Here is a 26916-nt window from a genome sequence, read left to right on the forward strand (position 1 = left end):
CAGTCGATGACTGGGTAATCAGGGTGGTACCGCGGCTTTCGTCGCCCCTGTCGAACGATACGTTCGGCAGGGGCTTTTTTGTTATCTTACATTCATTCAAGGGGGAACTCATATGTCTACACCAATCATTCCAAGTCACTTACGTCCACATGTCGCACCACAGCACTACGAAGACTACACGCCAACAGATCATGCCGTTTGGAGATACGTCATGCGACTGAATTTAAATACGTTACAAGATACAGCACATCCAGCATACCTCGAAGGGCTTGCTGCATCGGGCATCAGTCCGGAACGGATTCCAGATGTACGTGAGATGACAGCGAACCTAAGCCGTGGAGGCTGGGGAACAGTCGCTGTTGATGGTCTCATTCCTGGCGTCGCCTTCTTCGATTTCCAAGGACATGGTTTATTACCGATTGCGACCGACATTCGGAAGGTCGATAACATTCTCTATACACCAGCACCGGATATTCTGCACGAAGCAGCGGGGCATGCACCGATCTTGATGAATCCGGTCTACGCGGAATTCGTTCGTCGCTTCGGTGAGATAGGGGCACATGCCTTTAACCATAAAGCCGAGCATGACGTGTTCAAGGCACTCAAGAAATTGACGATCGTTAAAGAGAGTCCATTCTCGACGCCAGCCGATATCGAGCAAGCTGAAATTGAGCTTGCGGAGACACGGACACACGTCAAAGGGATTTCGGAAGCGAACGAAATCTCACGTCTGTTCTGGTGGACAGTTGAATTCGGTCTGATTGGTGATATCGACAACCCGCAAATCTACGGGGCAGGTCTTCTATCATCAGTCGGTGAAAGTCGCCATTGTTTGACGGACGCGGTCGTTAAACATCCATTCTCGCTTGAGAAAGCACTTGCGACGAAACATGACGTGACGAGCATGCAAAAAGAACTCTTCGTCTGTGAATCGTTTGAACAACTCCGCGACGCACTCGAAGAATTCGCTCAATCGATGTCCTACATTCGCGGTGGCATCCACGGACTAACGAAAGCCGTTGAATCGGGCAATCTGTCAACGCTCGTCTTCGACAGCGGTCTCTCACTCGTCGGTGTTCCTGAAACGCAAGAGATTCACGATTCGCTGCATATCGTCAAACTGACTGGACCGACAGCGCTTGCTGCGAACGGTGAAGTGTTGACAGGTCAAGGACTTGCAGATCATCCGGAAGGTTTTACACTCCTTCACGGCAAGGAATTGAACGAAGTATTGATGCAAGTCAGAGTCGGTGAACGTCTCGACTGGGCGGAAGGAAATGTTCATGTCACAGGTGACATCTCAGCAATTCAAAACGTCAATGGTCACCGGGCACTCGTCGTTTTAGAAGCAGCAACGCTCTCGAACGACGGGAAAACGATGACGATGGACCGGATGGAATTGATCGTCGGTGACATCACGTCAGCATTCCCGGGAACGGAAGTTGAAGCACTGAAGCCGATTCCAGAAACGATCGAGTTCGAACGAATCGAGCGTCCGTTGACAGCGGCTGATCCAATCTTCGAAGTTATTCGTGAGATTCGCGAAGGACGTGCTGGTCGGGAACGGTTGCCGCAACTGATCGACCAGACACTCGTCCAGTTACCGGACGCTTGGTTACTCCGCCTCGAATTACTTGAGTTGGCGGATGAAGTCGACCAACCACGTCTTGTCGCTGATCTCGAACGCTTAAAAGCAACGTCCGAACAGCGAGATGAATTAATCACGCGCGGGATGGCATTACTCGACGTCGTTCATCAATGAGTCGAACTCCGGTTCTGAACCTGTTAGAATGGAGACATTCGGTAAAAGGGGATGATCGGTATGACAAACTATTATCAAGACGTAAAGGAATTCCACCGTGTGTTTTCACACCCTGGTGCAACGACGCCAACACCAATGACGGTTGATCGTGGGATTAAACGCTCGACCTGGACGGCGGAAGAAGCGGTCGTTGAGTTCTTGCATCAAACGGCGACGAGTGAAGCAGAGTTCCTCGAGGCAATCGAACGTTTCAAGTCAGGGCTTGATACAGCAGTCGAAAAATCGCTCCAGATGAAACAACCTGAAACAGATGTCGAACGACTCGTTGGACAAGGGGATGCCTTGACGGACGCGCTCTACTTCATCATGGGAAGCTTTGTTGAGATCGGGCTTGATCCGGCTCCATTGTTCGAGATCGTTCAACGTGCCAACATGGCGAAGCTTGGACCGGACGGAAAACCAATCTTCCGAGAATCTGACCAAAAGGTCATGAAACCAGAAGGCTGGCAACCACCGGAACCACAGCTTGAAGCAGAAGTACGTCGACAAATTGCTGCGGCTTCGAGTACGTCAAAAGCTTGATTCATCCCTCTCTTGTTGTATCTATTCGCTTCTTACTTGATAACGCGATAAATCAAGTTGACGGGCGGTGAGGAACTCGACACCTTCTGCTTCAAGCGCAAGTCGCTGTTCATCGCCTTCAAGTGATAGTTTTCCACCAGCAGCAAGCACGCGGTGCCACGGTAGACGTTCCGTCTTACTCATGCTGTGAAGAATCCGCGCCACTTGTCGTGCGCTACGCGGATGACCAGCGAGTCGGGCGACTTGCCCGTACGTCATGACCTGACCAGCAGGAATCGAGCGAATGATCGTCAGAACATCTTGCGTAAACGGAGTCATGACTCGTCAGAAGCGATGACATATTGTTGAATCTTATCGTCTTCGTCAAAGCCGATCGTCACATCAATGATGCCTTGTTGTAGTCGAATCTGAAGTTCAAGGCGGTCCTTGATGTCGTCTGCTTGAGCGATCGTCAACGTTGGATCAACTTCGATTTCAACTTCGACGTGGAAATGATCGCCTTCCTTAATAACTTCCAGTTTACTAATGTCCTTGACGTCTGGGTCTTTCATGATCAGTCCGCCGAGACGTGCTGCCATCGTCTCATCGGCTTCACCAAGTGCACCAGCTGCGTTTTGCAGGAAGACGTTTCCGACGACGTAAAACATCATCAGCCCGATCAGGATCGAAGCAATTCCTTCTGCCTGATGAAACGGTGTCACATGCGAGATGATGACGGCGATCATCGCGACGATCCCGCCAGCCGTTGCGACTAAGTCTTCAAGGAACACAAGGCGTGTCGCGGGTTTTGCTTGTTTGAGTGACCGGAAGCTGTCGAGGATGAGGCGTGGTCCTTTTTAGTCCAGTTTCGCATCATGCGCGATTTCCTGCATCGCTTTAAAGAACACACCACTTTCTAAGACGACACCTGCGAATAAAACAGATAACGTGATCCAGAAGCCTGTCGATTCTGTCGGTTCGATGATGTGGGCAATCCCTTCATGAATCGTTTCGTAGGCCATGATGCCGACGAAGAGGATGGCACCGAGCAAGACGAGATTGACGAGACGACCAAAGCCGTTCGGGAACCGTTTCGTCGGTGCCTTTTTACTGAGGGCAGAACCGATGAAGACGAAAAATTGGTTGGCAGCATCCCCGAGCGTGTGCATCATTTCGGCGAACATCGCGACATTTCCCGTCAGGACGTAGGCAATTGCCTTGATGATGGCGATGATAGAGTTGACGATGCCTGCCGTCAACGCAGACCGGTTACCCCGGCGTAATAACGTAAAAAATTCTCCCATGATTGTACTCCTTTTAGTTAAGTTACGTATTAGTTCATTTTATTATGTTACATCATTTTGAGAAAAACGACTATCTTCACATGAAAAAACCCACGCAAGCTGCGCGGGTTTAACTGGTCAAGACAAGTCGATTGTTTTATTGATTTCGTTCTCATCGTCTTTGCCGACGACTTTCTTCAAAACTTGTTTGACGGACTTTGTCGTGTTTCCTGTTTCCCAGTACTCAGCAGCTTCCGTGTTGACCTTGATCAAGACGACTTTCGGATCTTCGTATGTCGTTCCAAGATATGCTTCGTAACGTGGACTCCAGAGCTCTTTTTTTCGTTCGATGTCTTCGACGAGTTCTGCTGTCCCACGAATCGAGACGTATGATTTGTCGACGTACGCGACGTTAACACTCGGATTCTTAAGTAATTCTTGATACTTGTCCGTTTCTTTTGAAGTGAGGAACCAGAGGTCGCCATCAAATTCGATATCCTGTGTCTGCATCGGACGCGATACGAGTCCTTCTGCTGAAATCGTCGTCAGCATCGCTGTCTCGATTTTATCGATCAGTTTCTTGACCGTTTCGACTGCTTCTTGATTCGTAGTATGCGTTGACATGTAGCTCCACCTCATTCGTTAGATTTTTATGCTCACGTAAGGATTGTTCCCTGAATTTCAAAATGAAAACGTCCCCATGACGGAAAGAAGCAGTTTCGTTGCACGGTACAACGTGGAGGCGTACAGTGTAAGTACGCATTCGAAAGAAAAAGGAGAGACATATATGAAACTTAGTATTTTAGACCAATCCCCGGTCTCTAAAGGACAATCCCCATCTGATGCCTTACACGAAACGGTCGAGCTCGCGAAAATCGCGGACGAACTCGGTTATCATCGCCTGTGGGTATCCGAGCACCACTTTGCAAAAACACTAGCCGGTTCGAGTCCGGAAGTCTTGATCGCGTATATGGCAGCCGTGACAAAACAGATTCGCCTTGGTTCAGGCGGTGTTATGTTGCCACATTACAGTGCCTACAAAGTTGCGGAGAACTTCCGTGTCCTCGAAGGACTTGCTCCGAACCGGATTGATCTCGGTCTCGGTCGGGCACCGGGCGGTATGCCGCTTGCGACGCGTGCGTTACAAGAAGGTTCGTCGCCACGGTTTGGTGGAGCTGATTATGGTGAGCAACTTGATGATCTCGTTGATTACTTGAAAGACGGGGCACCTGCCGGACATCGGTTCGCGGGACTCGTCGCAACACCAGAAGTCGATACGACACCAGAAGGCTGGTTGCTCGGATCAAGTGGTGGTAGTGCCTTGAACGCCGCACAACGCGGATTCGGATTTGCCTTTGCTCACTTCATCAATGGACAGGGTGGTCAGGAAGTAATGGATTACTATCGTCATAATTTCATGGCGACGTCGTTTAATGAGACACCACAAACACTCGTTTCGATCTTCGTGACATGTGCCGAAACGACGGAAGAAGCAGAACGTTTGGCGTCAAGCCTTGATTTATCTCTGCTCTTACTCGAAAAAGGGGTCTCGTCAACAGGAACGCCGACACCGGAAGAAGCAGCAGCGTATCCGTATACGTTCCAAGATCAGTTCCGGATTGCTGAAAATCGGAAACGGATGATCGTCGGTAACCCGGAATCCGTTGCGAAACAATTACAAGAGCTTGCCGATTCATATGGAACGGACGAAGTGATGATTGCTTCGATGATCGCAGACAAACAAGCAAAACAACAATCATTAAAATTAATCATGGACGCTGTCAAAGCGACAGTCTGATTTATACGCACGTCCTTTCTCACGAAGTGAGGGAGGACGTGTTTTTTGCGTCTACTACTGGAATGCGTTCGGATACGATGTCTTTACGCAATCGGAAGAATCCGAATAACGCTGCACCGAACAAGCCGACTGTACCGACTGCAAGTAGCACGATGATAGACACATGATCACTCAGTAAACCAAATAATAGGGTACCAATCGGCATCATCGCCATGGCGACCGATTCAAGGACACCGATGACACGTCCGAGGTAAGCCGGATCGGTCTGTTTTTGAACGATGAGCTGTAGTGGGATGTTCATCCGTAAGACGAGCATGCCGTCGATGAACAATAGAATCATGAAAAAAGGTAATAGTAGAGCAGATGGAACATAGCCGAGTAGGGCAAGTGCAGGAAGCGCATAACAAGAGGCGATTAAAAAGAGCGACTCGAATATCGTCCGTAACGGACGTTTCACGGTAAAGCGAGGTAAGGCAAGAAGCAACGAAGCGACAAGAAGACCAGCACCCAGTGCGGACTCGACTAATCCAAACCGAAATGGCGTGAATTGCAGTCGATCGAGCAAAACGATTGGTAACAAGATTTCGAAAGCGACAAAAAAGAAGTTCAGGACGATCGCCATCAGGACGAGTGTCGTCAATACCGGTTGACGGAACAGATAGCGGTAGCCTTCTTTAAACTCCGAGACGAAAGACGGAGTATTAGTAGTAGCCAGAGGAGAGGTATCCACTGCAAGAAAGCGGAGACGGCTATTCCACCAGGCAGCAGAAGCAAACAGGAGAAACGGTAAGATCAAGAATTGCGTGATGGAGACTGTGGCGATAAGCAATCCCGCAACGAGTGGTGCAGTGATCGTTGAGGTCGATTGAATCGTCGAGAAAAGCGCGTTCCCGCGTTGTAACTCCTCTTCTGCTACGAGTCGCGGTAACGAGCTTGATAAGGTAACGGACAGGAACGTCGACAGGCTCGTCAAGAGCACACTCGCGACGATGTAATGAACGGTATGTAGAGGGGCTTGTAACGAATAGAGCAAAAGTCCAAACAAGACGAGTGCACTTAAGCTTTCGGTCATGACGATGATTCGTTTCCGGTTCCAACGATCAGCAAGGACACCAGCAACCGGTGAGAGCAAAATCCGTGGCACCGATCCTGCAAGCAGGACGAGCGCGAACTGAAGACCAGATGACGTTTCCCGTAAGACGGTCAGTCCAGCGACGAACGTGAATAGACTAGCTGCGAACAACGAACAAAACTTTCCGAATAAGACACGTTTTAAATTAAATGACATCATGTTCACTCCTTCAGAGTTAAATTATATTGAACTTTAGTGTAGAATAAAGGAGTGGAAGAAAAATGTAAAGATAAAGTTCAATATAATTTAACTTTTATGATAAAAGGAGTGACCGGTGTGTTAGGGGAACGTATCAAACAGATCCGAAAACAGAAAAAAATGACGCAAACGGACGTTGCGACCGGCATCATCACGAAGTCAATGCTCAGTATGGTCGAAAACGGGAAAGCGACACCGTCTGTACCCGCATTACAGGCGATTGCTAGGCGATTACAGGTGACAGTCGAAGAATTAATGCTCGATCCGCGCGATGTTCAGATGCGGGAACTCATCGAAACAATCCGTTCACGGCATACCCCATATTTTTCAGACGAAAAAATTCAGGAACTTCTAGAACCTTACTTGGTTCCAAAAACGACTTCCTATTGGCAAGGGCAGGTCTACCATAAATACGGCGATGCCCTCCGAGCGTCTGACCCGGAGCTTGGTTTGACATATTACGAGAAAGCAGAGCGAATTTTTCAACAGCTCGGTCGCCAAGATGAGCAGTTGCTCGTTCAGATCTCGACAGTCTATTTTTTGTTCAATCTCAAACGGACGAAGGAAGCGTACGAGCTGATCGAAGCAATGGATGTACCACGTGAGATTCCACTGGCGCCAAAAACCTATTTAAATTTCCAAATCTTGCGTGCACTTCGAGCAAGTTTGTTCGATGATCATTATACAGAAGCGATCGCCTTATTGCGTGAAGGGGTTCAGTACATGCGAGAGCAAGATGTCTATTATCATGTCGTTTCGTTTCAACGTTTCCTCGGACTGTTTTTATATCTGGAAGGAGAAATCGAACAATCACAGCAGGAGTTTGATCGATTGGAACAGTTTTTTGCATTTAGTGAAACGACTGCCGTTGGACGGATCGAAGTCGATTTGACGAAAGGACTCATCGCGATTTTCGAAAATGATACGAACGGCATGCAGATGGCGTGGGAAAGACTCGTCACTGTAGCGATCGATGACGCGAAGCATTACATCGGACAACTCGAAGTCCATCTCCTTGTCAACGGCATCGAATTATCGAATCAGACGCTGCAGCAGAGCGTCGATAAGATATGGGAGATGCAAGATGCGTGGCTTGCCGCGAGTGGATTCGACCAAGCGATGATGTTACAGACGCTCGTACTGGCGATGCAACGAGGGATTGGTCAGGAACGACTGGAGGATGTTTTACGATTGAAGGATGACCTTCAAAGTGAACGGCTCAAAGGCGATCTTGAGCGAGAGATACAAGCATTGGTTAATGTTCAATGACGAAAAAACAGGCATGAAGCGAGTGCGCTTCATGCCTGTTCGTGTGAGGATGTCGTTCTTCTGAAAATCAATAAGACGCATGCGGCGACGGAAACGATCAAGTGACCGATATAGACGTCTCCCGTCTGGATATAATAAGAGCATCGAGCCACCAAAAATCAATAAGGCAAGAAAGAGAAGTCGGACATAAAGTGTTTTGTAAGACATGCGGACACATCCTTTCCATATCCAGTATATCCAAAAGAGAAGCGGTAAGACAAAAAAACATCCACCCCAAGGGATGGATGAAAAATGTCTTAAAGTGATTTAAAGCCTAACAGTTTTTGTGTCCAGTACCGTTCTGAAAGACGACTGATGCCGAGTGATGGTGTGTTCGCATGGATGAACTGATCGTTGTTCAACATGATGCCGATATGCGTTGGACCAGCGGCATACGTGTTTTCGAAGAAGATGATATCGCCGCGTGCCGGTTGACGCAGTTTCGAGAGCTTCGCCCCAAGATACCGGTCATCATTCCAGTAACCGTTGACGTTCGTCCGTCCGACAGAATAGCCAGCGGCATTCAACGTGTAGTTGATGAAGCCAGAGCAGTCGAAGCCACCGTTGACTGGATTACTAGATCCCCAAACGTATGGTGTTCCGAGATATTGTTGCCCAATCGAAATGGCACGTTCCATCAATGTCGAACCGGGAACGGTCGTCACAGGTGGTGTCGTCGGAGTGACCGGAGGCGTCGTCGTGACGGATCCCGTCGTGATGTAACTCTTCGCGACATAGTAGAGACCCGTTCCGATCTTGATCTGGTACCAGCCGCTATCTTTACCTGTCGTTTCACCCGTGACATTGACTGTCGAACCGTGTCCGACTTGTGTGAAAACTTTAGACGACGTCGAAGGCAACGTACGGACATTCAGACCGGTTGGGGCATTGACGCGATACGTCTTCGAGGCATCAACTGGCGTCAAAGAGACTCCAGGAGTCGTCGGTGTTGTTGGTGGTGATGCTTTTGTTGAAGCTTTGACATAGGTCGAAGCGACATATGCTTCTTTTCCGTCAAGCTTGACTTGGTACCACGAATCAACCGCACCTGTGACATCGAGCACCGTCTGATGCGGTAATGTCTTGTAGATTTTTGCGTTCGTCGCTGCAGCAGTCCGTGCGTTCAAGCCTTCCTTCGCATTAACCGTGTAGACTTTTGATCGATCAACCGCTTTAACGACTTTTTTGACGGGAGTCGTTGCGGGTGGTTTTGAATTTGTCGTGACGTTCGACGTCTTTTTGCTGACTAACGTCGCATGGACATAGGCCGTTTGTTTCTTATATGTGATTTGGTACCAATCACCTGATTGTTTCTGAACAGTCAAGACAGTATTCTTTGCCAGTTTTCCGAGTGATTTCGAACTCGTCGTTGCTTTTTGCCGGACGTTGACGGCATCGGTGTTCGTTATGTAGGTCGTAGTTGTCGGAGCCTTTTCCGTCGTTGCTTTGACGTATGCTGAAGTAATGAAAGCTGGTTTCGACTGATAGCGGATTTCATACCAGCTGTTGACTTTCTTGACAGCTGTCAGCTTCGTACCTTTTTTTAGCGTCGTGATGACCTTCGCGGAAGTCGAGGCAGCCGTGCGAATGTTGACGTTATCCGTCAAAGTCAGTGTCGTTGACGCGGCTGAAACCGGAATTGTGGTACCGACCAAAGCGAGCGTCGTGAGGGCGAGAACGGTCTTTTTCACGTGACATAGCTCCTTCCAAGAGATAGGTAAAAATCGTTGTTACCATTTTGTCATAAAAAGTGCTGATTCCCCTGAATTAAAAATATAATTTTTGTCTGGAAAACTGTAATACCGTTTTTCAAAAAATGAATAGGTAGAAGGAGTATTTTCAAAAAAGTTCAAGTACACTAGAAGTACTCGGAAGGAGGCTACACATGTTACACCGTTTTTATCAATATTATATCCCACATAAACGTTTATTCTGGCTCGATTTCATATCTGCCTTATTCGTCGGGGTGTTAGAACTTGCTTTTCCACTCGCAGTCCAGTGGTTCATCGACTCCTTGTTGCCAAACGGTGAGATGAACTGGATCATCCTCGTCAGCGTCGGATTATTAGCGCTCTACGTCATCAGTACGCTGATGCAATTCGTCGTCAACTATTTCGGACATAAGCTCGGGATTAACATCGAGACCGATATGCGTCGTCAGTTGTTTAGTCATGTCCAGAAACAGTCGTTTCGTTTCTTTGACAATACGAAGACGGGTCATATCATGAGCCGGATCACGAATGATTTGTTTGATATCGGGGAACTAGCCCATCATGGTCCGGAAGATGCGTTCATTGCCGTCATGACCTTGCTTGGTGCATTCTCGATCATGTTGACGATCAACGTGCCACTCGCGCTCGTGACAATCATTGCCGTACCATTCCTGATCTGGCTGATCAGCTATGCGAACGTCCGGATGAATAAATCATGGGACCGGATGTACGGTAATATCGCGGAAGTCAATTCACGCGTCGAGGACAGTGTTTCCGGTGTCCGTGTCGTCCAGTCGTTCACGAACGAAGCTTACGAAATCGAGCGTTTTGAAAAAGACAACGCGACGTTCCGGCAGTCGAAGATCAATGCCTACAAGGTCATGAGTAAGAGCCTGTCCGGCATCTACTTGATGACTCGTTTGATGACACTTGCCGTCTTAGTCGTCGGTGCGTACTTGACACATCGCGAAGCCTTAACGGCAGGAGAACTCGTCGGCTTCATTCTCTACATGAATATCTTATTGAAGCCAATCGATAAGATTACGGCATTGCTTGAGATGTATCCGAAAGGGATGGCTGGCTTTAAGCGGTTCCTTTCGATGATTGATGAAGATGCATCTTTACCTGATGCGCCAGATGCGCTCGTTGTTGATCGCTTGAACGGTGGCATCACGTTCAAGGATGTCGCATTCGGATATGAAGCGGATCGTCTAATCTTAGAACACATCAATCTGACGGTCGAACCTGGTCAGACGGTCGCATTCGTCGGAACGTCCGGGGCAGGGAAGACGACGATCTGTTCGTTGATTCCACGTTTTTACGATGTTCTAGATGGCGCAATCACGATTGACGGAATCGATATCCGGCAGATGACGAAGGAGTCTCTGCGACAACAAATCGGGATCGTCCAGCAAGATGTCTTTTTGTTCTCAGGGACGATCGCTGAAAACATCGCCTACGGTGATTTGAATGCGACGCACGAAGACATCGTGCAAGCGGCAGAACGTGCCCATCTCGGTCCGGTGATCGCGGATCTACCTGATGGGTATGCGACACAAATCGGCGAACGGGGACTCAAATTGTCGGGTGGACAAAAGCAACGACTCGCCATCGCGCGGATGTTCCTGAAGAACCCGCCGATTCTGATTCTTGATGAAGCGACGTCTGCCCTTGATACAGAAACGGAAGCACTGATTCAAGAATCGCTTGCCGAGCTGTCTGAGAACCGGACGACGCTCGTTATCGCCCACCGTTTAGCAACGATTCGAAATGCCGATAAGATTTTCGTCGTCACGAAGGACGGCATCGTCGAAGAAGGCTCGCATGATGAACTAATGGATCAAGGTGGTTACTTCTCCCGTCTGTTAGAGAGACAACGAGTTTGAATCAAATTGAAAGAATGAGAGGCGACGGACATGTTCTGTCGCCTTTTTTTGTTCGTCTAAAAATAAGGTTGTACAAACCAATTTTAGGGAAAACGATTTATAGAAAAGAAGGCGAGGTGGAAGGATGTACGGTCAATTCTGTGAGAACTATGATGAGAGTTATCCCGTCTTACGGGAGGAATCGTCACATGATTTCCATCGTTTTTTTGCGCTGTCCTACACGATTCATGATACCGTTTTTGAACAGAATGTCTACGAACGGCTGATGCGGACGATCAAACATAAGACGTCGCGTTTTTCAGCACTTCGGAGCCGCTATACACCGTTACTTGTCGCCCATGTTCAATTGAATAGCACGGATCCCGATGTTCTCATCGAAGAAATCATCGTCGCGGAAAAGAAGATTAAACATCGCTTGATTCGTGATAAAGGAGTCCGCCCATTTTTTGCACTCAACGAAGTGCTGAACCGGCGACAAGTGATTGATGCGTTCCCTTACATGGAGCGCTTGCATGCGACACGACCTCATCTAAATGCCGCGAAACAATACGTCGTGACATCGACCTTGCTTGAACAGCACCCACTACCAGATACGTTTTTAGAACGCGTTGATACGTTTGAAGAGTGGCTTGCGCAATATATGGAACGGACGAGTGAACGTGTCATTACGGCGCAGATCTTAGCAGCGCATCCGGATGCGTCAGCGCAACAAGAACGAATCGTTGCTTGGCGGGAACTGTTAGAGCGAAGAGAAATCATTATTTGGGATCGTTTAATGCCGATTCTTGCGTTACTGCCTACAATGGAACGTGTCGACTGGATTTACGTGACCCGGATCGTCGACCGGGAGCGGGCACGGAATCGATTTTCAGACGAGGTCAACTGGTTGATTGCCTTTCATCTGTTACTGGCTAAATCAGGTGTGACACGGGTGCAAGCTACGTTATTGTTACTGGCTGCACTAGAACTAACGAAAAAACCGTGACGTGAAGCATTGAAATAGACAAAACGGACGAGGTATGGTGCGCACCATACCTCGTCCGTTTTACTGTATGCTCATCTGACTTAATCAAACGTCGTAAACGTCGCATGTTGTTCGACCGGATAAAGTTCCGTACCGGCGACAGCGTTCAAGATCAACTGATTCCGCGAAACAGACATGCCGAGATTATCAGCTGCTGGACCATGTGACAGCTCTAAATTAGCGGTTGCGTAAAGATGATGCGCCGTCTCGACGGAACGCACGATTTGATAGTCCGCGTCGACTTTCCAAGCGTTGGGTGCTTCGAACACGATATCGAGTCGATCAATGAAGCTTGGAAGGGATGGCGAAAAGCCGGTTGCCGCGATGACAGCATCTGTTTTGGACGAGCGTTCATCTTCGAGCTCTTGATGTTGCATCGCGATCGTGAACCGTTCGTCATAGGTAATCTTTTTCACTTCAAGATTCGCGCGAATCGCGACTTGTTGCTGTTCTTCTTCCGTCAAATCATAGAGGTGGGCATAGATCGATTGCAGGGTCTCTGGACTGATGCCGTTCTGAGACCGGGCGAATTTCTTGACCGACTCTTGTCTTACTTTGAGTGGGAGCTGATTGAAGTACATCACATAGCTCGGTGAAAAAATTTCTTCTCCGAGTTTACCGGTCTCGAGTGTCTCAAACAGTGTCGAACGCGCAATCCATTCGAGTTCAGGACGCTCTGGAGCAGGTGTCGTCAAAAGATCAAGGAAGATCTCGGCGGCACTTTGACCGGAGCCGACGATACTGATTTTTTTGCGCTGCAACAGTTCTGCCTTGTTCATGACATATTGTGTATTGTGAATGACACGCTCGTCAAACGTGTCTGGAATCGCGGGCTTTGAGCCAGTACCGATGACGACGTTCCGTGCTTCGAACGTTTCCCGTTTCCCGGTTGTGACATCTTCGACGAGGACCTCAAAACTATCACCGGTATCTTGCACATCGACGACGCGGGTTGAAAATCGTAAATCATTAAGCTGTGTCGCCACCCAGCGTAAGTAATCATTGTAACCTTGTCTTGAAATCAGAAGTTTTTCATAGAAGTAAAACGTGTGGAGACGTTGGATCGATCGTAAGTAATTAAGGTAAGAAAATGCGCTCGTCGGATCAGCAAGTGTGACGAGATCGGAGATGAAGCTCGTTTGCATCATCGAGTCCTGAATCATCATGCCGGGATGCCATGAGAATTGTTCGCTTTCGTCAAAAAATAACGTTTTTAAATCTGTCGGATGAGCCAGTGCGCTCAACCCTAAATTCATCGGACCAATGCCGATGCCGATTAAGTCATACATAGAAAAAGCCTCCCAATTCGATATTGTTCTAAAACAATACCCGAAAAGGAAGGCGGACGAAACGTCAGGCTGAAGTTTACAGCTGGTCGGTCGTCGTTGTTTTCGTCTCGACCGTCATCGTTTTTCCGTCACGGATGATTGTCAGTGAGAGTGGACCGTCTGATTTGATGAGTGCCGTTTTGATATCGACGAATCCTTTAATCTCGGAGTCGTTGATTTTCGTGATCACGTCACCTGTTTTCAGTTTAGCCGCAGCAGCTGGACTGTTCGGTTCGACTGACATGACGACGACACCTGTTTTTTGACTGTCTGGTAAGTTAACTTGATCTTTTAAATATCCAGCAGGGAACGCCGCCACATCTTGTAAGGAAACACCGAGTGTCGGATGTTCGACTTTACCGTTCGTCTCAAGTTGTTTAAGGATTGGTAATGCATCATCGATTGGAATACTGAAACCGACACCTTCAACACCCGACTCGGCAATTTTCATCGAGTTGATACCGACGAGTTGTCCTTGTTCATTGATCAAGGCACCGCCTGAGTTACCAGGATTGATCGCGGCATCCGTCTGGATGACCGTTGTATTAAAGTCGTCTTGTCCATCGTTATTCGTATCGACCGGTACAGTCCGGTCTTTCGAACTGACGATTCCGCGGGTAACGGAATTTTGGAATTCACCAAGTGGATTACCAATTGCAAGGACAGTCTGTCCGGCTTTTAAGTCAGCCGATTTCCCGAGTGTGATGACGCCTGGAACGTCGTTTGCGTCGACTTCTAACACGGCTAAGTCATACGTTTCGTCACTACCGAGTAATTTGGCTTGAAGTGTTTTACCGTTGTTAAGTGTGACATCAAGTTTTGATGCGCCATCGACGACGTGGTGGTTCGTAATGATGTATGCTTTTCCATTTTCTTTTTTATAAATGACACCAGATCCCGAGCCGGCAGCTGCTTCTTTTTGCGACATCGCATTACCGGTTTGATAATTCGTCACCGTTACAACGGATTTTTGAGCAGTGGCGACTGCATTCGTCACTGGATCATTCGACGTCGTCGAGACTTGTTTTGGCATTCCGTTTGAGAGTGGTGTGTCCGCGACCTGTTGCTCTTGATCGAGTAAAATCGGAAACGCGATCGTTGCCGTCAGAACGGCACCGATGATTCCTCCAGTCAATCCAGGTAAAAGTCCTTTTGTTTTTCCAGCCATAAGTCGTCATCCCTTCCTGTATGATTTCTGACTTCATCATAGCAAATGAAGCGACTTGTCACCTGATTACGGGAGACATTCCGAAATGACTCATCATTCCCCATAATTCGACGACAATTTCTAAAAGTTGAGATAATCGGATCAGTTCGATACACTGAAGCTGTTTCGAATGAATCCGTAAAGTGGAAAGAGAGAGTGAATGATCATGCTATTACGTCTAGTCTATGGAGCAGGATTATTGTTTGCGGGAGTTGGTCATTTCCGCAACGAGAAAGGGTTTGTCAGCATCATGCCGTCGTTCATTCCGTTTAAGCGCTTTTTCGTCCAAGTAACGGGTGTGATCGAGATCGCTTATGGTCTCATGCTGTTGACAGGAAAAGGAGTACATCTCGTTCGTAAGACGCTTCCGGCCTTTTTGTACGCGGTCTTACCGGCAAACGTCAATATGGCCGTCAATCCGAAGCCGGTCAATGGGAAGCGCCTTCCATCATGGTTGCTCTGGACACGTTTGCCGCTTCAATGGGGACTGATCGCCTTGGCCAAACGCCTGAAATGAATCGGAACAAAAAGCCGCCGAAATGGCGGCTTTTTGTTTTAGAAACGTTTATTGACAGCAAGTAATGCGGCTTTTGCGATCTCTTCATAGGTAGAGTCGTTCGGATGGAACTGATCGCTTGATAAATCACGTTTGACGTCGCGAACGAGATTGAATGTGTCGATGATTTCGACGTCATATTCAATCCCGAGCGTCCGGGATTTAGCATTCCAGTCTTGCACGATCACATCGAACGCCTCACCGTTTTCCGTTGCCCGGAAAGGATTATAAAGTCCGACGTAGAAGATGACAGCATCCGGATTTTGTTCGCGCAGAATCCGGAACGTCTTTTTTAAGTTGTCTTGAGCCGTCGTAATCGTCGCGGCCGTTTTCTTTGCATCGAAATTCGTGACACCTTCGCCACGATTGAACAAGTCATTTCCGCCGATCGTCACCGAGATGACTTTCGCTTGACTGACTGAGCGTAGGACTTCTTTTTGTTTGAGTTGTTTTAATAAATTTTCCGTCCGGGCACCACTGACGGCAAGATTCTGAAAACGCTCGACCGTGTTCGCTTTGACGAGGTCACGTCCGACAAGAGCAGCATAACTATTTCCGTTAGATGCTCCGACACCACGCGTCAAGGAATCACCAAGCGCGACGTACGTTCCGCCTTTTTTGACAGGTTCTTCCTTCGTTGGTGTGAGGACGGCACGCTTCGGTGGATTGACGACATCACTATAGGCGTTGACGAAACCGTAACCAAACAGCGCGGTCAGTAAGAGTGAAACGGTTAAAAACAGGGACCAGCGTAATCGCTTCATGAACGTTCCTCCTTCTAGGTTCTATCCTGATTGTAGCAAATGTAGAAAGAATGTGCGGAAATGAAGTGTTCTGACAAGTCAAATGATTCATTATTCCGCTAGAATAGACAATAAGAGGTGAGAGACGTGAAACCAACAGTGAAATTAGAAGATGTAACAAAGGTGATCGGAAAAAAGACGATCATCGATAATATCTCGTTTGAAATTCAACCGGGTGAGGTCTTCGGCTTCCTTGGACCGAACGGGGCAGGGAAAACGACGACGATCCGGATGCTCGTCGGACTGATTAAACCGACGTCCGGTAAAATCACAGTCTGTGACTTCGACGTCCGCAAACAGTTCGTCCAAGCGATGGAGCGGATTGGTTCGATCGTTGAGAACCCGGAGTTGTATAAATATTTGACAGGTCGTGAAAATTTACAAGTCTTCGCCCGGATGTTACCGAATGTCGACGAGGCAAGGATTCAGGAAGTCATCGATCTCGTCGATTTGACGGCGCGGGTCGACGATCAAGTCCGGACATACTCACTCGGGATGCGTCAGCGTCTCGGTATCGCCCAAGCACTACTCGGACGCCCAAGCGTCTTGATTCTCGACGAACCGACGAATGGTCTCGATCCGATGGGGATTCGGGATTTGCGTCAATTCATACGCCGGCTCGTCGAGGAAACGGGACTGTCGGTCCTCGTCTCGAGTCATATTCTCGCTGAAATCGAGATGCTCGCCGATCGTGTCGCGATCATGAGTTACGGTAAAATCGTCCAAGTCGGAACGGTCAAGGAGCTGGTCGAGTCGCTTGCTCCTGGTGTTGATTGGCGTGTCGACGATGCCTTCAAGGCGAACGAGATTTTATCGGCTTCTGATTTAGTCCAAGTATCCGAAGTCGTCGATGCGAATACGGTCCATACCTTGATGGATGCTAGTAAGACGCCGGCACTCAACAAGCAGTTGCTTGAAGCAGGTGTTGAAGTTTGGACGATCGAACGGAAAGTCCAGACGCTTGAAGATCTGTTCATCACGTTAACGGGAGGCGATCACATTGCGTAATCCGAACATGATCGGTCTCGTCCGAAATGAAGTGACGAAAATCGCTTCAAAACGTCGGTTTGCTGTCGTTGCGATCATCCTCATCGTCCTCGTCTCAATGTTTACGTACGCACAGTATCGAGACATTCAAGAACAGATCAAAAAGCAAGGAACACTCGATTGGCGGGTTGAACTTCAACAAGATATCGTCGATACACAGAACCGTCTTGCTTCTAGCAGTATTCAAGATGAGTTCCGTCAGTTCCTTGAATTCGACCTAAAACAAAACCAATACTATCTCGATAACGACATCAATCCGAATTATCCGGGAGCCCCGACGTTCATCCGGATTTTCTTCTCGCAAGGATTGACGTTGATTTTACCGCTGTTCATCATCGTCATCATGGCGGACATCGTCAGCGGGGAACAAAATGACGGAACGATCAAGACGTTGCTGTCGCGACCGGTCCGGCGTTGGAAGATCCTCATGGCGAAATGGTTGACGGTGTTACTTTATACATCGATGCTGATGGCATTGACCGTCGTCGTCTGTTATGCGATATCCGGAATCGTCCTCGGTTATGACGGCTGGACCGCACCGATCTTGACCGGATTCCAAGCTTCACCGAGCGGAACGTTCTCGACTGAATTCGTGCATACGTTACCGATGTGGGAGTATCTGTTGATGGCGGTCGGTCTAGCCTGGATCGTCACGGCGGTCGTCGGGACGATTGCCTTGATGGTCTCCGTTCTCGTCAAGAATACGGCGACAGGCATCGGGATCATGATGGCAGTTTTGATTTCCGGTACGTTACTGACGACGCTCGGTTCGAGCTGGACGAGTTCGAAGTATCTCGTCAACGTCAACTTTGGACTGATTAACTACCTTGATGGTCAAGCGCCACCGATCGAAGGGATGACACTTCCGTTTTCGCTTGCTGTCCTCGGTTGTTGGACGGCCGCGGCACTAATCGTTGCCTTCTGGAACTTCACGCAAAAAGATATGTATTAAGACAAACGGGTCCACCTGAAGAGGGGACCCGTTTGTCATGATTTATGAGGCAATTTGTCGTATGTTTCCATTATTTTTTGATACTGAAGCTGTGTCGGTATGGAAGCGTCTAATTTTAGAACAGGGGAAACCGACCGTTCCATTTGCAATTGGTGTTCCGCGAACGTGCCGATCATCTTCGGGTCCGTCGCTGTATGATACGTCCGGCACCAGTCGAGGAACTCATTTGATCCTGAAAAGTCAGGATAACGTGCTGCTTCGCGTGCGATGAGCCGTTCCATCCGGAGCGATTCGTCGAGCGACAGGAAGACGAGCAAGTCCCGATTGGTGAAACCATCCGGGTGCCAGGCGAAGACGGAACCGGAGACGACGTAATCACGGTAAGTCAGTATATCTGCTTCATACATGGAAAATCGCTCGGAGACGTCACGTTTTTCAGTGAACTTCGTATCTTTCCAGAGATAATGGTCGGTATCGATCCACGCAATCCGTTCCGATTGTCCGATGAATGCACCTAGTGTACTTTTTCCAGTACCAGACCCACCAATGATTTGAATGCGCACGAGAACCAGCTCCTTTCGAAATAATCTACTAGCACACAGAACAGGCCCGGGCATGATGCCGGACCTGTTCTGTGGAAGAAGGAAATCTTCCTATGTCGCCTCGTGCCAACACAAGACATGGAATCGAGAGGCAGTGCCTCTAATAGGAAGCCGATGCAGGTCAGCCTCCGCGCTACGTACCAATCGTACTTTTATCATACTGATTCCAAGAATTGGTGTCAAACCTGCTCGAAAGGGTTTACAAACCATTCAAACCGTCAAAAGAGAGAATAACGATGACTAGAGGAGGAACGACCATGGCAGATTGGAGCATCATGCTGACAGGCGTCGTCATTTGTGGATGGTGCATCTTTAGTGCCATCTATGACGATTTCATCCGTCGCGTATAAGACAAGTAAGTGTGGAACCGTCCAAGGAGGGCGGTTTTTTTGTGGATTTTTTTAATCCGAGTAAGTGGCTGTGGTACACTCGAATCAAAAATGAAAAAGATAAAGAATGGGTGAAGCAGAATGAAGAAACAACCAGTTATCGTCATCGTCGGACCGACGGCAGTCGGAAAAACGAAGACAGGCATTGAACTCGCAAAACGACTAAACGGAGAGGTCTTATCCGGAGATTCGGTTCAAGTCTATCAAGGGATGGACATCGGATCGGCAAAAGTGACGACCGAAGAGATGGAAGGAGTGCCGCATCATCTGCTTGATCTCGTTACACCGGACGACGAGATGAGTGTAGCCCGTTTCCAAACGGTTGCCCGAGCAACGATCGATGAGATCGCGAGCCGTGGTAAGTTGCCGATCATCGTCGGCGGAACAGGGCTTTACATCCGTTCAATTTTATATGACTACCAGTTTACTGAGCAGGCAGAAGATCCAGCCTTACGGGCTGAACTCGAAGCGTATGCGGCAACACATGGAGCAACTGCACTACATGATCGGTTAAAGGAACTCGATCCGGTGCGCGCAGAAGCGATTCATCCGAATAACATCCAGCGGGTCGTTCGGGCGATCGAGGTCGCGCGGACTGGTCAGACACAAACGACTGGCAGTCAACCGGCACTCTACGAGAGTTTGTTGTTCGTTTTACACATGAAAGACCGGGATCGTTTGTATGACCGGATTGATCAGCGGGTAGACATGATGGTCGACAGTGGCCTTCTAGAGGAAGTGGCGCGTCTGGACGCTGCCGGGTATCGACAGACGAAGGCGTTGCAAGCGATTGGTTATAAAGAGATGTTACCTGTTCTTGACGGAGCACCACTCGATCCTGCTGTTGACATGCTAAAACGGAACACACGACGCTTCGCCAAACGCCAATTGACCTGGTTCCGTCATCAATTTGATGGCGTTTGGGTAGATATGGGAAAGTTTTCATTTGAAGAAACGTTCAAAATTATCTATGATAGAACTGTAGAGTTTCTGAAAGCGGTTAAATAAGAGTTGCCCGAAGACAGAAACAGATAAAAAGAGGGGGCACGGGGAATCATGAAAGCGACATACAACATTCAGGACGTCTTTTTAAATCAATTACGGAAAGATGCAGTCCCAACGACGGTTTTCTTAATCAGCGGGTATCAATTACGGGGGCTGATCAAGTCATTTGATAACTTCACGGTCATTTTGGAGTCAGAAGGCAAACAGCAATTAATCTACAAACACGCGATCTCGACGTTCGCACCAGCGCGCAACGTGACGTTATATGAGCAAGAAGAGACACAAGAAGTCTCTCGCTAATGAAAAAGACGACCGGGGGGTCGTCTTTTTTTGTTCAATTTATTATTTATAAGCTGGCTGAGCAAGCGTACGAAGAACCTCGACAGGATATCGCTCCAAGTCGAGGATATCAAATCCGATGAATCCGGTATGATCGGTTTCAGCAAAGTAGAACGTTACCCCTTGAAGAAGGCACGAACTTTTCGGAACCATGTTTCGCAATCGAAGCGAGAAACAAGTTGCTTGTTCCTCATAAAGGAATGCATCGGCAAGACTGTCACGGATCACGTTTGCCTCTTCATTAAAAAATTCGATTCCGACGATGCGCCCCTCTTGATCAACGTCTACGCTAAGGAATGCATTTTCTTCTAGCTCGTCCGTGTCTTCAATTACGGGAGTAAATGTTTTTGGAAATAGATATAGATATCCCATTTTTGCTTCTTGATCATAAGTCATTCGAATCGTCATTCATGTCACTTCCAAGTCTAATGAATTTTTTACAATAACGGCGTCAGTGCCTCGACCGCCTCTTCATAACGCCGGAGCGAGACATCCTTATAAAGACACGTCTTCTGCAGGCGTTCTTCTTTCGTCATCTCGTCCTGATACGTTTTTAAAATGAAACTGTTGCGTAACATCGACGGCGTCAAGATCCGTTTATTATCGGACCGTTCATTCAGCTGACGCATCATCTTCGTGATCATGACGATCGACAATTGCTTTGGTGCATTCTTACTATAGACCCAGCGGAACGTCATCCGTGCGAAGTCGAAGGCGACGAAAAAGGGATCGGTGCTGTGATAACGGGGGCGGACCGGCTCCGGAATCGTCTTCAAGTAACGCAACATGATATCTTGATCTTCCCGCTCGAGATGAAGCAGGTAACGATTACCAAGTCGGTCGTGAACGGTCATCTCTTGCTGGGCGAAGTTGAGATCGTGCATCTTTAAGCCGATGATGTGATGGACGCGTAAACCGTAGCGATAAAACAGGCGGAGAATCAGTTCGTTTCGATCAATCAAATATGGACGGGCCTTCAATTGATGTTCCGTCAAGCCGCGATCGGATTGATTCGTTCGGACGAGTTGCTCGTATTCCTTAAAGGAAGCGACGTGTTTTGCCGTCAATTCATGTGTCGGTTGTGCGTATTCGATCAGCTTCGCCTTCGTTTGTCGAATTTGGTAATTGACTTGATTGATGACGGTGACGATTCGGGCGACCGTCGCTTGTTGGTAGAGTTTCTCTTCGATCAAGTACTCATTGATGAACGTCTTCCACGTCTCGATCGAAATCGCCTTGAAATCATCGATCGTCTCAAGTGGTTGATCGACATCCGTCATATAGCGGTGGACTTCGATTAAATCGTACCGATAGCGCCGGACGGTCGAAAGTTGTCGTCCGCTTGTCGTTAAATAAAATAGGTAGCGTTCAATGAACTCTGGAAGCGTATACGACTGTTCGCGTGCCATCGTTTTCCTCCCTTTCGTAATGGTGTTTCTTCCATCATAAACCGAACGGATGTTTCCTGTCCAAAAAAGTTCAGACGAACCGGTGGCTGTGGTATGATAAGGGGCGCAGTACGTCTTTACTCGTGAAAGGAATGATATTATGTCAGAACGCGTCATCGTCGTTGGTTGCCAGCTCCCCGGTGTCCCGGACCATGTCTATGAAGAATCGGTCGCGGAGCTCGAAGCACTCGTAACGACTGCGCATGGTGTCGTCGTCGGTCGTTTGGATCAGAAACGACAAGCGATTGACCGCCGTACGTTCATCGGAAAAGGAAAGGTTGAGGAACTCGTTGCGTTAGCAGACGAACTTGAACCTGATTTAATCATATTCAATGCCGAAGTCACGCCCGGTCAAATGAAAAATATCCGGATTGCCTTATCAGACCCGGAAGCGATCAAGTTGATCGACCGGACGCAGTTGATTCTCGATATCTTCGCTGGACGTGCCCAATCACGCGAAGGGAAATTGCAGGTCGAACTGGCACAGATGAGTTATCTGTTGCCACGTCTTGCTGGGCAGGGAACACAACTGTCACGTCTTGGTGGCGGAATTGGAACACGTGGACCAGGTGAGTCGAAACTCGAGACGGATCGTCGTCATATCCGGCGCCGCGTCGATGAGATTTCGAAACAACTCGAGACATCCGTCGCGCATCGTGCCCGTTACCGGGAACGTCGCAAAGAGAACCAGACGTTCCAAATCGCACTCGTTGGTTATACGAATGCCGGCAAATCAACGATCTTCAACCGATTGACTCAAGCCGACACATACGAAAAGGATGAGTTGTTCGCGACGCTCGATCCGTTGACACGTCAAGTCGATTTGCCAGAAGGTGGGCAAATCCTCCTGACGGATACGGTCGGTTTCATTCAAGATCTGCCGACAAAGTTGATCGCAGCGTTCCGTTCGACACTCGAGGAAGTGCTAGAAGCGGACTTGATCCTCCACGTCGTCGATGCGTCGAGTGAGCATTACTTGAACCAGATGCAGACGACGAACGATGTTCTCGATGAACTCGGTGCCGGTGACATCCCGCAGCTAGAAGTCTACAACAAGAAGGATCAGCTGAACCGCTTGTTTACAGGCGGGAAACTGTTGATCTCTGCACTTGATCCGCAGGACATCGAGCGTTTGATTGAAGAGATCGAACGTTCAATCAGTGAGATCCTCGAGTATCTCGAGATCCGCATCCCGGTTGATGGTTTTGCTCATTACAATCCGGCAAAGGAAGTCATGATGAACTTGAAGGAATCGTTCGAAGAAGATGGTTCCGTCATTCTAAAAGGTTACTTGCGTAAAGATACGCGTCTATACGCGACATTGAAACAATACGAGGTGTAAACATGTTTTCAGAATTAATCCATTACGAAACGCTTCGTCCGCTCATTGACCGGGCGGAGGAACAGATCGCTCCGTACGTCAAGAAGGCGCAAGAGGTCGCGGAATATAATCAATTCCGTGTCCTTGATGCGTTTCGGCGTCACAAGGTCAGTGATTTTCATTTCATGCCGTCAACAGGTTACGGCTACAACGATGAAGGACGCGATACGCTCGAACGGATCTATGCCGACGTCTTCGGTGCGGAAGCCGGTCTTTGTCGTCCACAAATCATCAGCGGCACCCACGCAATCGGTATCGCGTTGTTCGGTTTGTTATTGCCGGGCGATGAACTGCTCTATATCACAGGAAAACCATACGACACGCTCGAAGAGATCGTCGGAATTCGTGGTGACGGACGCGGTTCATTAAAGGAACTGGGCGTCCACTATGATGTCGTCGAGATGAAAAACGCCGAGACGATCGACGTACCGGCCGTTCTCGAACGGATCACACCGCAGACGAAGGTCGTCGGGATTCAGCGTTCAAAAGGGTATGCGACGCGACGCAGTCTACCGGTTAATGAAATCGGTGAAGCGATCGCCGCCATCAAAGACGCTCATCCCCATGTCTTGATTTTCGTCGATAACTGCTATGGTGAATTCGTCGAGACGATCGAACCGACGCACGTCGGGGCAGACTTGATGGCAGGGTCGTTGATCAAGAATCCGGGTGGTGGTCTTGCGAAGACTGGCGGTTATCTCGTCGGTCGAACGGACTTGATCGAACGGGCATCGTTCCGGATGACGACGCCAGGGATTGGCGCCGAAGCCGGTCCATCGTTATCCGCACTTCCGGATATGTATCAAGGTTTCTATATGGCACCACATACGGTCAGCCAAGCGTTGATGGGTGCGATGTTCACGTCAAGCATGCTCGGTCAGTTCGGCTTTGACACGGCACCGCACCATACGGCAGAACGGACGGATTTGATTCAATCGGTCTCGTTCCATGCGCCGGAGCCGATGATTGCTTTCTGTCAGGCGATCCAAGCTGCTTCACCCGTCAATGCACATGCGTTACCAATTCCGGATTATATGCCGGGATATGCGGACGATGTCATCATGGCAGCAGGAACGTTCGTACAAGGCTCATCGATCGAGTTGTCAGCGGATGGTCCGATCCGTGCACCCTATACTGCATACGTCCAAGGTGGTTTAACGTATAGCCACGTCAAGATCGCGATTATCTCAGCCGTCAATCACTTGATGGAAAAACAATTAATTCCAGAAAAAAACGTTTAATACTAGCATATCTCGTGAAAACGACCTCTGAACGACTTCGAGTAAAGTGATTAAAAAAGTTGTGTTAACTTTTCTTACATCGCTTGACAAGTTGCCTGACAGAGGTTTATTCTCATGGAGTAAGGAAAAAGGAGGAACCACATGGCAGACTCATCACGCCAGTCCAAGCCACTATTTCCCATCGGAGTCGTTCAAGAGTTGACCGCGTTATCTGCCCGCCAGATCCGATATTACGAAGAACAGGGACTGATTAAGCCGGAGCGGACAGAGACGAAGCGTCGCCTCTATTCGTTCAACGATGTCGATCGACTGTTGTCGATTAAGGAATACCTGGATCAGGGACTGAATATCGCAGGGATCAAATTGATTTTCGAAAACGATCTCGTCAAACGCGAACGCGTTGCGGAGAGCGTCGTCGAGACGCGCCCGGAACTATCTGACGGCGAATTGTATAAACTCCTGAAAAATGAATTGAAGGAAGCAGGACGACATGGAAAGACGTCGCTCATCCAAGGTGAGCTCGGGCGTTTCTTCAAGTAAGGACCTGTAACCATATAAAAACGAATCGGAGAGGGGATTTGTCACATGACACGTCGCAACATTACACGAGAAGACATTTTGAAAATCGCTAAAGCTGAGGATGTACGCTTCATTCGCTTACAGTTCACAGATATCCTCGGAACGATCAAGAACGTTGAAATTCCAGTAAGCCAATTGGAAAAAGCACTTGATAACAAAATGATGTTCGATGGTTCATCGATTGAAGGATTCGTCCGGATCGAAGAATCAGATATGTATCTCTTCCCAGACTTAAACACATGGGTCGTCTTCCCATGGACAGAAGATGGAACAGGGAAAGTTGCACGTTTAATCTGTGACATCCATAATCCGGATGGCTCGCCGTTCGCAGGAGACCCACGTGGTCAGCTCAAACGGGTACTTAAAGATATGGAAGAACTCGGTTTCACATCATTCAACGTTGGACCAGAGCCAGAATTCTTCCTCTTCAAGAAAGATGAAAAAGGTCGTCCGACACTTGAATTGAACGACCAAGGTGGATACTTCGACCTCGCACCAGTCGATCTTGGTGAAAATTGCCGTAAAGAAATCGTCATCGAGCTCGAGAACATGGGCTTTGAAATCGAAGCATCACACCACGAAGTCGCTCCAGGTCAGCACGAAATCGACTTCAAATATGCGGATGCGATCACGACAGCGGATAACATCCAAACGTTCAAACTTGTTGTCAAGACGATCGCGGCGAAGCACAACTTGCACGCGACATTCATGCCAAAACCACTCTTCGGAGTCAACGGATCAGGAATGCACGCGAACATGTCGCTCTTCAAAGGCAACGAGAACGTCTTCTTCGATGAAGGCAACGAAGACATGCAATTGTCGGATGATGCACGTGCCTTCACAGCAGGTATCCTCAAACACGCACGTGCCTTCACAGCAGTTTGTAACCCGACAGTCAACTCATACAAACGTCTTGTTCCTGGCTACGAAGCACCTTGCTACGTCGCATGGTCAGCACGTAACCGTTCACCACTCGTCCGTGTTCCTGCAGCACGTGGACTCTCGACTCGTATCGAAGTTCGTTCAGTCGATCCAGCAGCGAACCCGTACCTTGCGCTTGCGACATTGCTCGCTTCAGGTCTTGATGGAATCAAGAACAACTTGAAAGCACCGGCTCCAATCGACCGTAACATCTACGTCATGGACAAACCGGAACGCGTTGCGAACGGAATCGATGATCTTCCATCAACACTCAGCCACGCACTCGAAGTCTTGAAAGCGGATGACGTCGTCATGCACGCTCTCGGCGATCACATCGCAGAGCACTTCGTTGAATTGAAAGAAATCGAATGGGATATGTTCCGGACGCAAGTCACGGAATGGGAACGCGATCAGTACATGGTCTTGTTCTAATATAAGAAAAAACAAAAAAAGT

The 26916-nt window shown here is 48.5% G+C and carries 25 protein-coding genes, 1 pseudogene and 1 other annotated feature (1 of these 27 running past the window's edge); of the genes and pseudogenes, 15 read left to right on the top strand and 11 right to left on the bottom strand.

Annotation, left to right across the window (positions count from 1 at the left end; translation table 11 throughout):
• Positions 1-52: a binding site (T-box leader), on the top strand (it extends 153 nt beyond the left edge of the window).
• Positions 53-112: 60 nt separating this feature from the next.
• Entirely contained in the window at positions 113-1762 is a 1650-nt protein-coding gene (locus tag B3M90_RS00205) for an aromatic amino acid hydroxylase (RefSeq protein ID WP_290782017.1), read from the top strand.
• Positions 1763-1813: 51 nt separating this feature from the next.
• Entirely contained in the window at positions 1814-2344 is a 531-nt protein-coding gene (locus B3M90_RS00210) for a hypothetical protein (RefSeq protein WP_214855318.1), read from the top strand.
• 21 nt (positions 2345-2365) lie between these two features.
• On the opposite strand, the gene B3M90_RS00215 is transcribed toward B3M90_RS00210, so the two are convergent.
• From B3M90_RS00215 to B3M90_RS00225, 3 genes and pseudogenes are all read right to left on the bottom strand, one after another.
• Positions 2366-2662: an MGMT family protein gene (locus B3M90_RS00215; protein ID WP_214855320.1), complete on the bottom strand. Its 297-nt coding sequence runs from the start codon at positions 2660-2662 to the stop codon at positions 2366-2368.
• Positions 2659-3627 (bottom strand): annotated as a pseudogene (locus B3M90_RS00220) (cation diffusion facilitator family transporter). Before B3M90_RS00220 ends, B3M90_RS00215 begins: the two are co-directional and overlap by 4 nt.
• Positions 3628-3744: 117 nt before the next feature.
• On the bottom strand, positions 3745-4230 hold the full coding sequence (locus tag B3M90_RS00225) for a pyridoxamine 5'-phosphate oxidase family protein (RefSeq protein ID WP_290782020.1): 486 nt from the start codon (positions 4228-4230) through the stop codon (positions 3745-3747).
• Between the two features lie 163 nt (positions 4231-4393).
• Between B3M90_RS00225 and B3M90_RS00230 the strand changes: the two genes are divergently transcribed.
• Complete coding sequence (locus B3M90_RS00230; protein ID WP_035408770.1) at positions 4394-5404, top strand: LLM class flavin-dependent oxidoreductase; 1011 nt, start codon at positions 4394-4396, stop codon at positions 5402-5404.
• A gap of 19 nt (positions 5405-5423) precedes the next feature.
• Here the strand turns inward: B3M90_RS00230 and B3M90_RS00235 are convergent, their stop codons facing one another.
• The gene (locus tag B3M90_RS00235) at positions 5424-6692 is read right to left on the bottom strand and encodes an MFS transporter (RefSeq protein ID WP_290782022.1); all 1269 of its coding nucleotides are present in this window, start codon (positions 6690-6692) and stop codon (positions 5424-5426) included.
• Between the two features lie 120 nt (positions 6693-6812).
• On the opposite strand from B3M90_RS00235, the gene B3M90_RS00240 reads away from it, so the two are divergent.
• Entirely contained in the window at positions 6813-8003 is a 1191-nt protein-coding gene (locus B3M90_RS00240) for a helix-turn-helix domain-containing protein (protein WP_290782024.1), read from the top strand.
• Between the two features lie 296 nt (positions 8004-8299).
• Here the strand turns inward: B3M90_RS00240 and B3M90_RS00245 are convergent, their stop codons facing one another.
• The gene (locus tag B3M90_RS00245) at positions 8300-9733 is read right to left on the bottom strand and encodes a C40 family peptidase (protein ID WP_290782027.1); all 1434 of its coding nucleotides are present in this window, start codon (positions 9731-9733) and stop codon (positions 8300-8302) included.
• A 194-nt stretch (positions 9734-9927) separates the two neighbouring features.
• On the opposite strand from B3M90_RS00245, the gene B3M90_RS00250 reads away from it, so the two are divergent.
• On the top strand, positions 9928-11640 hold the full coding sequence (locus tag B3M90_RS00250; protein ID WP_290782029.1) for an ABC transporter ATP-binding protein: 1713 nt from the start codon (positions 9928-9930) through the stop codon (positions 11638-11640).
• Positions 11641-11764: 124 nt separating this feature from the next.
• On the top strand, positions 11765-12625 hold the full coding sequence (locus B3M90_RS00255; protein WP_290776929.1) for a DUF4003 family protein: 861 nt from the start codon (positions 11765-11767) through the stop codon (positions 12623-12625).
• 80 nt (positions 12626-12705) lie between these two features.
• On the opposite strand, the gene B3M90_RS00260 is transcribed toward B3M90_RS00255, so the two are convergent.
• Positions 12706-13953, bottom strand: coding sequence for a lysine N(6)-hydroxylase/L-ornithine N(5)-oxygenase family protein (locus tag B3M90_RS00260; RefSeq protein ID WP_214855341.1), 1248 nt, complete (start codon positions 13951-13953; stop codon positions 12706-12708).
• A gap of 76 nt (positions 13954-14029) precedes the next feature.
• A complete protein-coding gene (locus B3M90_RS00265; protein ID WP_035408750.1) occupies positions 14030-15160 on the bottom strand; it encodes a S1C family serine protease in 1131 nt (376 codons plus the stop codon).
• A 205-nt stretch (positions 15161-15365) separates the two neighbouring features.
• Between B3M90_RS00265 and B3M90_RS00270 the strand changes: the two genes are divergently transcribed.
• Entirely contained in the window at positions 15366-15716 is a 351-nt protein-coding gene (locus tag B3M90_RS00270) for a DoxX family protein (RefSeq protein ID WP_035408747.1), read from the top strand.
• Between the two features lie 38 nt (positions 15717-15754).
• Here the strand turns inward: B3M90_RS00270 and B3M90_RS00275 are convergent, their stop codons facing one another.
• A complete protein-coding gene (locus B3M90_RS00275) occupies positions 15755-16519 on the bottom strand; it encodes an SGNH/GDSL hydrolase family protein (protein ID WP_214855347.1) in 765 nt (254 codons plus the stop codon).
• Positions 16520-16645: 126 nt separating this feature from the next.
• Here B3M90_RS00275 and B3M90_RS00280 point away from each other — a divergent pair, with 126 nt between their 5' ends.
• The gene (locus tag B3M90_RS00280) at positions 16646-17566 is read left to right on the top strand and encodes an ABC transporter ATP-binding protein (protein WP_214855349.1); all 921 of its coding nucleotides are present in this window, start codon (positions 16646-16648) and stop codon (positions 17564-17566) included.
• On the top strand, positions 17559-18557 hold the full coding sequence (locus B3M90_RS00285) for an ABC transporter permease (protein ID WP_214855351.1): 999 nt from the start codon (positions 17559-17561) through the stop codon (positions 18555-18557). Before B3M90_RS00280 ends, B3M90_RS00285 begins: the two co-directional genes overlap by 8 nt.
• A 35-nt stretch (positions 18558-18592) precedes the next feature.
• Here B3M90_RS00285 and B3M90_RS00290 read toward each other — a convergent pair whose 3' ends face one another.
• Positions 18593-19120: a hypothetical protein gene (locus tag B3M90_RS00290; RefSeq protein WP_290782034.1), complete on the bottom strand. Its 528-nt coding sequence runs from the start codon at positions 19118-19120 to the stop codon at positions 18593-18595.
• A 509-nt stretch (positions 19121-19629) separates the two neighbouring features.
• On the opposite strand from B3M90_RS00290, the gene miaA reads away from it, so the two are divergent.
• Complete coding sequence (gene miaA / locus B3M90_RS00295; protein ID WP_290782036.1) at positions 19630-20556, top strand: tRNA (adenosine(37)-N6)-dimethylallyltransferase MiaA; 927 nt, start codon at positions 19630-19632, stop codon at positions 20554-20556.
• Positions 20557-20604: 48 nt separating this feature from the next.
• The gene (gene hfq, locus B3M90_RS00300; RefSeq protein ID WP_023467753.1) at positions 20605-20853 is read left to right on the top strand and encodes an RNA chaperone Hfq; all 249 of its coding nucleotides are present in this window, start codon (positions 20605-20607) and stop codon (positions 20851-20853) included.
• A 42-nt stretch (positions 20854-20895) separates the two neighbouring features.
• Here the strand turns inward: hfq and B3M90_RS00305 are convergent, their stop codons facing one another.
• Both B3M90_RS00305 and B3M90_RS00310 read right to left on the bottom strand, forming a co-directional pair.
• On the bottom strand, positions 20896-21288 hold the full coding sequence (locus B3M90_RS00305) for a DUF2283 domain-containing protein (RefSeq protein ID WP_290782039.1): 393 nt from the start codon (positions 21286-21288) through the stop codon (positions 20896-20898).
• Positions 21289-21329: 41 nt separating this feature from the next.
• The gene (locus B3M90_RS00310; RefSeq protein WP_290782041.1) at positions 21330-22301 is read right to left on the bottom strand and encodes a tyrosine-type recombinase/integrase; all 972 of its coding nucleotides are present in this window, start codon (positions 22299-22301) and stop codon (positions 21330-21332) included.
• Positions 22302-22440: 139 nt separating this feature from the next.
• Here B3M90_RS00310 and hflX point away from each other — a divergent pair, with 139 nt between their 5' ends.
• The 4 genes from hflX to glnA all read left to right on the top strand — a co-directional run bounded on the left by hflX (position 22441) and on the right by glnA (position 26894).
• Positions 22441-23682, top strand: coding sequence for a GTPase HflX (gene hflX / locus B3M90_RS00315; RefSeq protein WP_034785946.1), 1242 nt, complete (start codon positions 22441-22443; stop codon positions 23680-23682).
• A gap of 2 nt (positions 23683-23684) precedes the next feature.
• A complete protein-coding gene (locus B3M90_RS00320) occupies positions 23685-24962 on the top strand; it encodes an aminotransferase class I/II-fold pyridoxal phosphate-dependent enzyme (protein ID WP_290782044.1) in 1278 nt (425 codons plus the stop codon).
• A 141-nt stretch (positions 24963-25103) separates the two neighbouring features.
• Positions 25104-25502, top strand: coding sequence for a MerR family transcriptional regulator (locus B3M90_RS00325; protein ID WP_023467758.1), 399 nt, complete (start codon positions 25104-25106; stop codon positions 25500-25502).
• Between the two features lie 45 nt (positions 25503-25547).
• Positions 25548-26894 (top strand): type I glutamate--ammonia ligase, encoded by a 1347-nt coding sequence (glnA, locus tag B3M90_RS00330; protein ID WP_290755512.1) that lies wholly within the window; start codon positions 25548-25550, stop codon positions 26892-26894.
• Positions 26895-26916 lie beyond the last annotated feature (22 nt).

Source organism: Exiguobacterium sp. UBA6309 (assembly GCF_002439205.1).
Taxonomy (GTDB): Bacteria; Bacillota; Bacilli; order Exiguobacteriales; family Exiguobacteriaceae; genus Exiguobacterium_A.

Coding starts and splice junctions, on each gene's coding strand:
- B3M90_RS00205 (WP_290782017.1), top strand. CDS start 113: ATGTCTACACCAATCATTCCAAGTCACTTACGTCCACATGTCGCACCA.
- B3M90_RS00210 (WP_214855318.1), top strand. CDS start 1,814: ATGATCGGTATGACAAACTATTATCAAGACGTAAAGGAATTCCACCGT.
- B3M90_RS00215 (WP_214855320.1), bottom strand. CDS start 2,662: ATGACTCCGTTTACGCAAGATGTTCTGACGATCATTCGCTCGATTCCT.
- B3M90_RS00225 (WP_290782020.1), bottom strand. CDS start 4,230: ATGTCAACGCATACTACGAATCAAGAAGCAGTCGAAACGGTCAAGAAA.
- B3M90_RS00230 (WP_035408770.1), top strand. CDS start 4,394: ATGAAACTTAGTATTTTAGACCAATCCCCGGTCTCTAAAGGACAATCC.
- B3M90_RS00235 (WP_290782022.1), bottom strand. CDS start 6,692: ATGTCATTTAATTTAAAACGTGTCTTATTCGGAAAGTTTTGTTCGTTG.
- B3M90_RS00250 (WP_290782029.1), top strand. CDS start 9,928: ATGTTACACCGTTTTTATCAATATTATATCCCACATAAACGTTTATTC.
- B3M90_RS00255 (WP_290776929.1), top strand. CDS start 11,765: ATGTACGGTCAATTCTGTGAGAACTATGATGAGAGTTATCCCGTCTTA.
- B3M90_RS00260 (WP_214855341.1), bottom strand. CDS start 13,953: ATGTATGACTTAATCGGCATCGGCATTGGTCCGATGAATTTAGGGTTG.
- B3M90_RS00265 (WP_035408750.1), bottom strand. CDS start 15,160: ATGGCTGGAAAAACAAAAGGACTTTTACCTGGATTGACTGGAGGAATC.
- B3M90_RS00270 (WP_035408747.1), top strand. CDS start 15,366: ATGCTATTACGTCTAGTCTATGGAGCAGGATTATTGTTTGCGGGAGTT.
- B3M90_RS00275 (WP_214855347.1), bottom strand. CDS start 16,519: ATGAAGCGATTACGCTGGTCCCTGTTTTTAACCGTTTCACTCTTACTG.
- miaA (WP_290782036.1), top strand. CDS start 19,630: ATGAAGAAACAACCAGTTATCGTCATCGTCGGACCGACGGCAGTCGGA.
- hfq (WP_023467753.1), top strand. CDS start 20,605: ATGAAAGCGACATACAACATTCAGGACGTCTTTTTAAATCAATTACGG.
- B3M90_RS00305 (WP_290782039.1), bottom strand. CDS start 21,288: ATGACTTATGATCAAGAAGCAAAAATGGGATATCTATATCTATTTCCA.
- B3M90_RS00310 (WP_290782041.1), bottom strand. CDS start 22,301: ATGGCACGCGAACAGTCGTATACGCTTCCAGAGTTCATTGAACGCTAC.
- hflX (WP_034785946.1), top strand. CDS start 22,441: ATGTCAGAACGCGTCATCGTCGTTGGTTGCCAGCTCCCCGGTGTCCCG.
- B3M90_RS00320 (WP_290782044.1), top strand. CDS start 23,685: ATGTTTTCAGAATTAATCCATTACGAAACGCTTCGTCCGCTCATTGAC.
- B3M90_RS00325 (WP_023467758.1), top strand. CDS start 25,104: ATGGCAGACTCATCACGCCAGTCCAAGCCACTATTTCCCATCGGAGTC.
- glnA (WP_290755512.1), top strand. CDS start 25,548: ATGACACGTCGCAACATTACACGAGAAGACATTTTGAAAATCGCTAAA.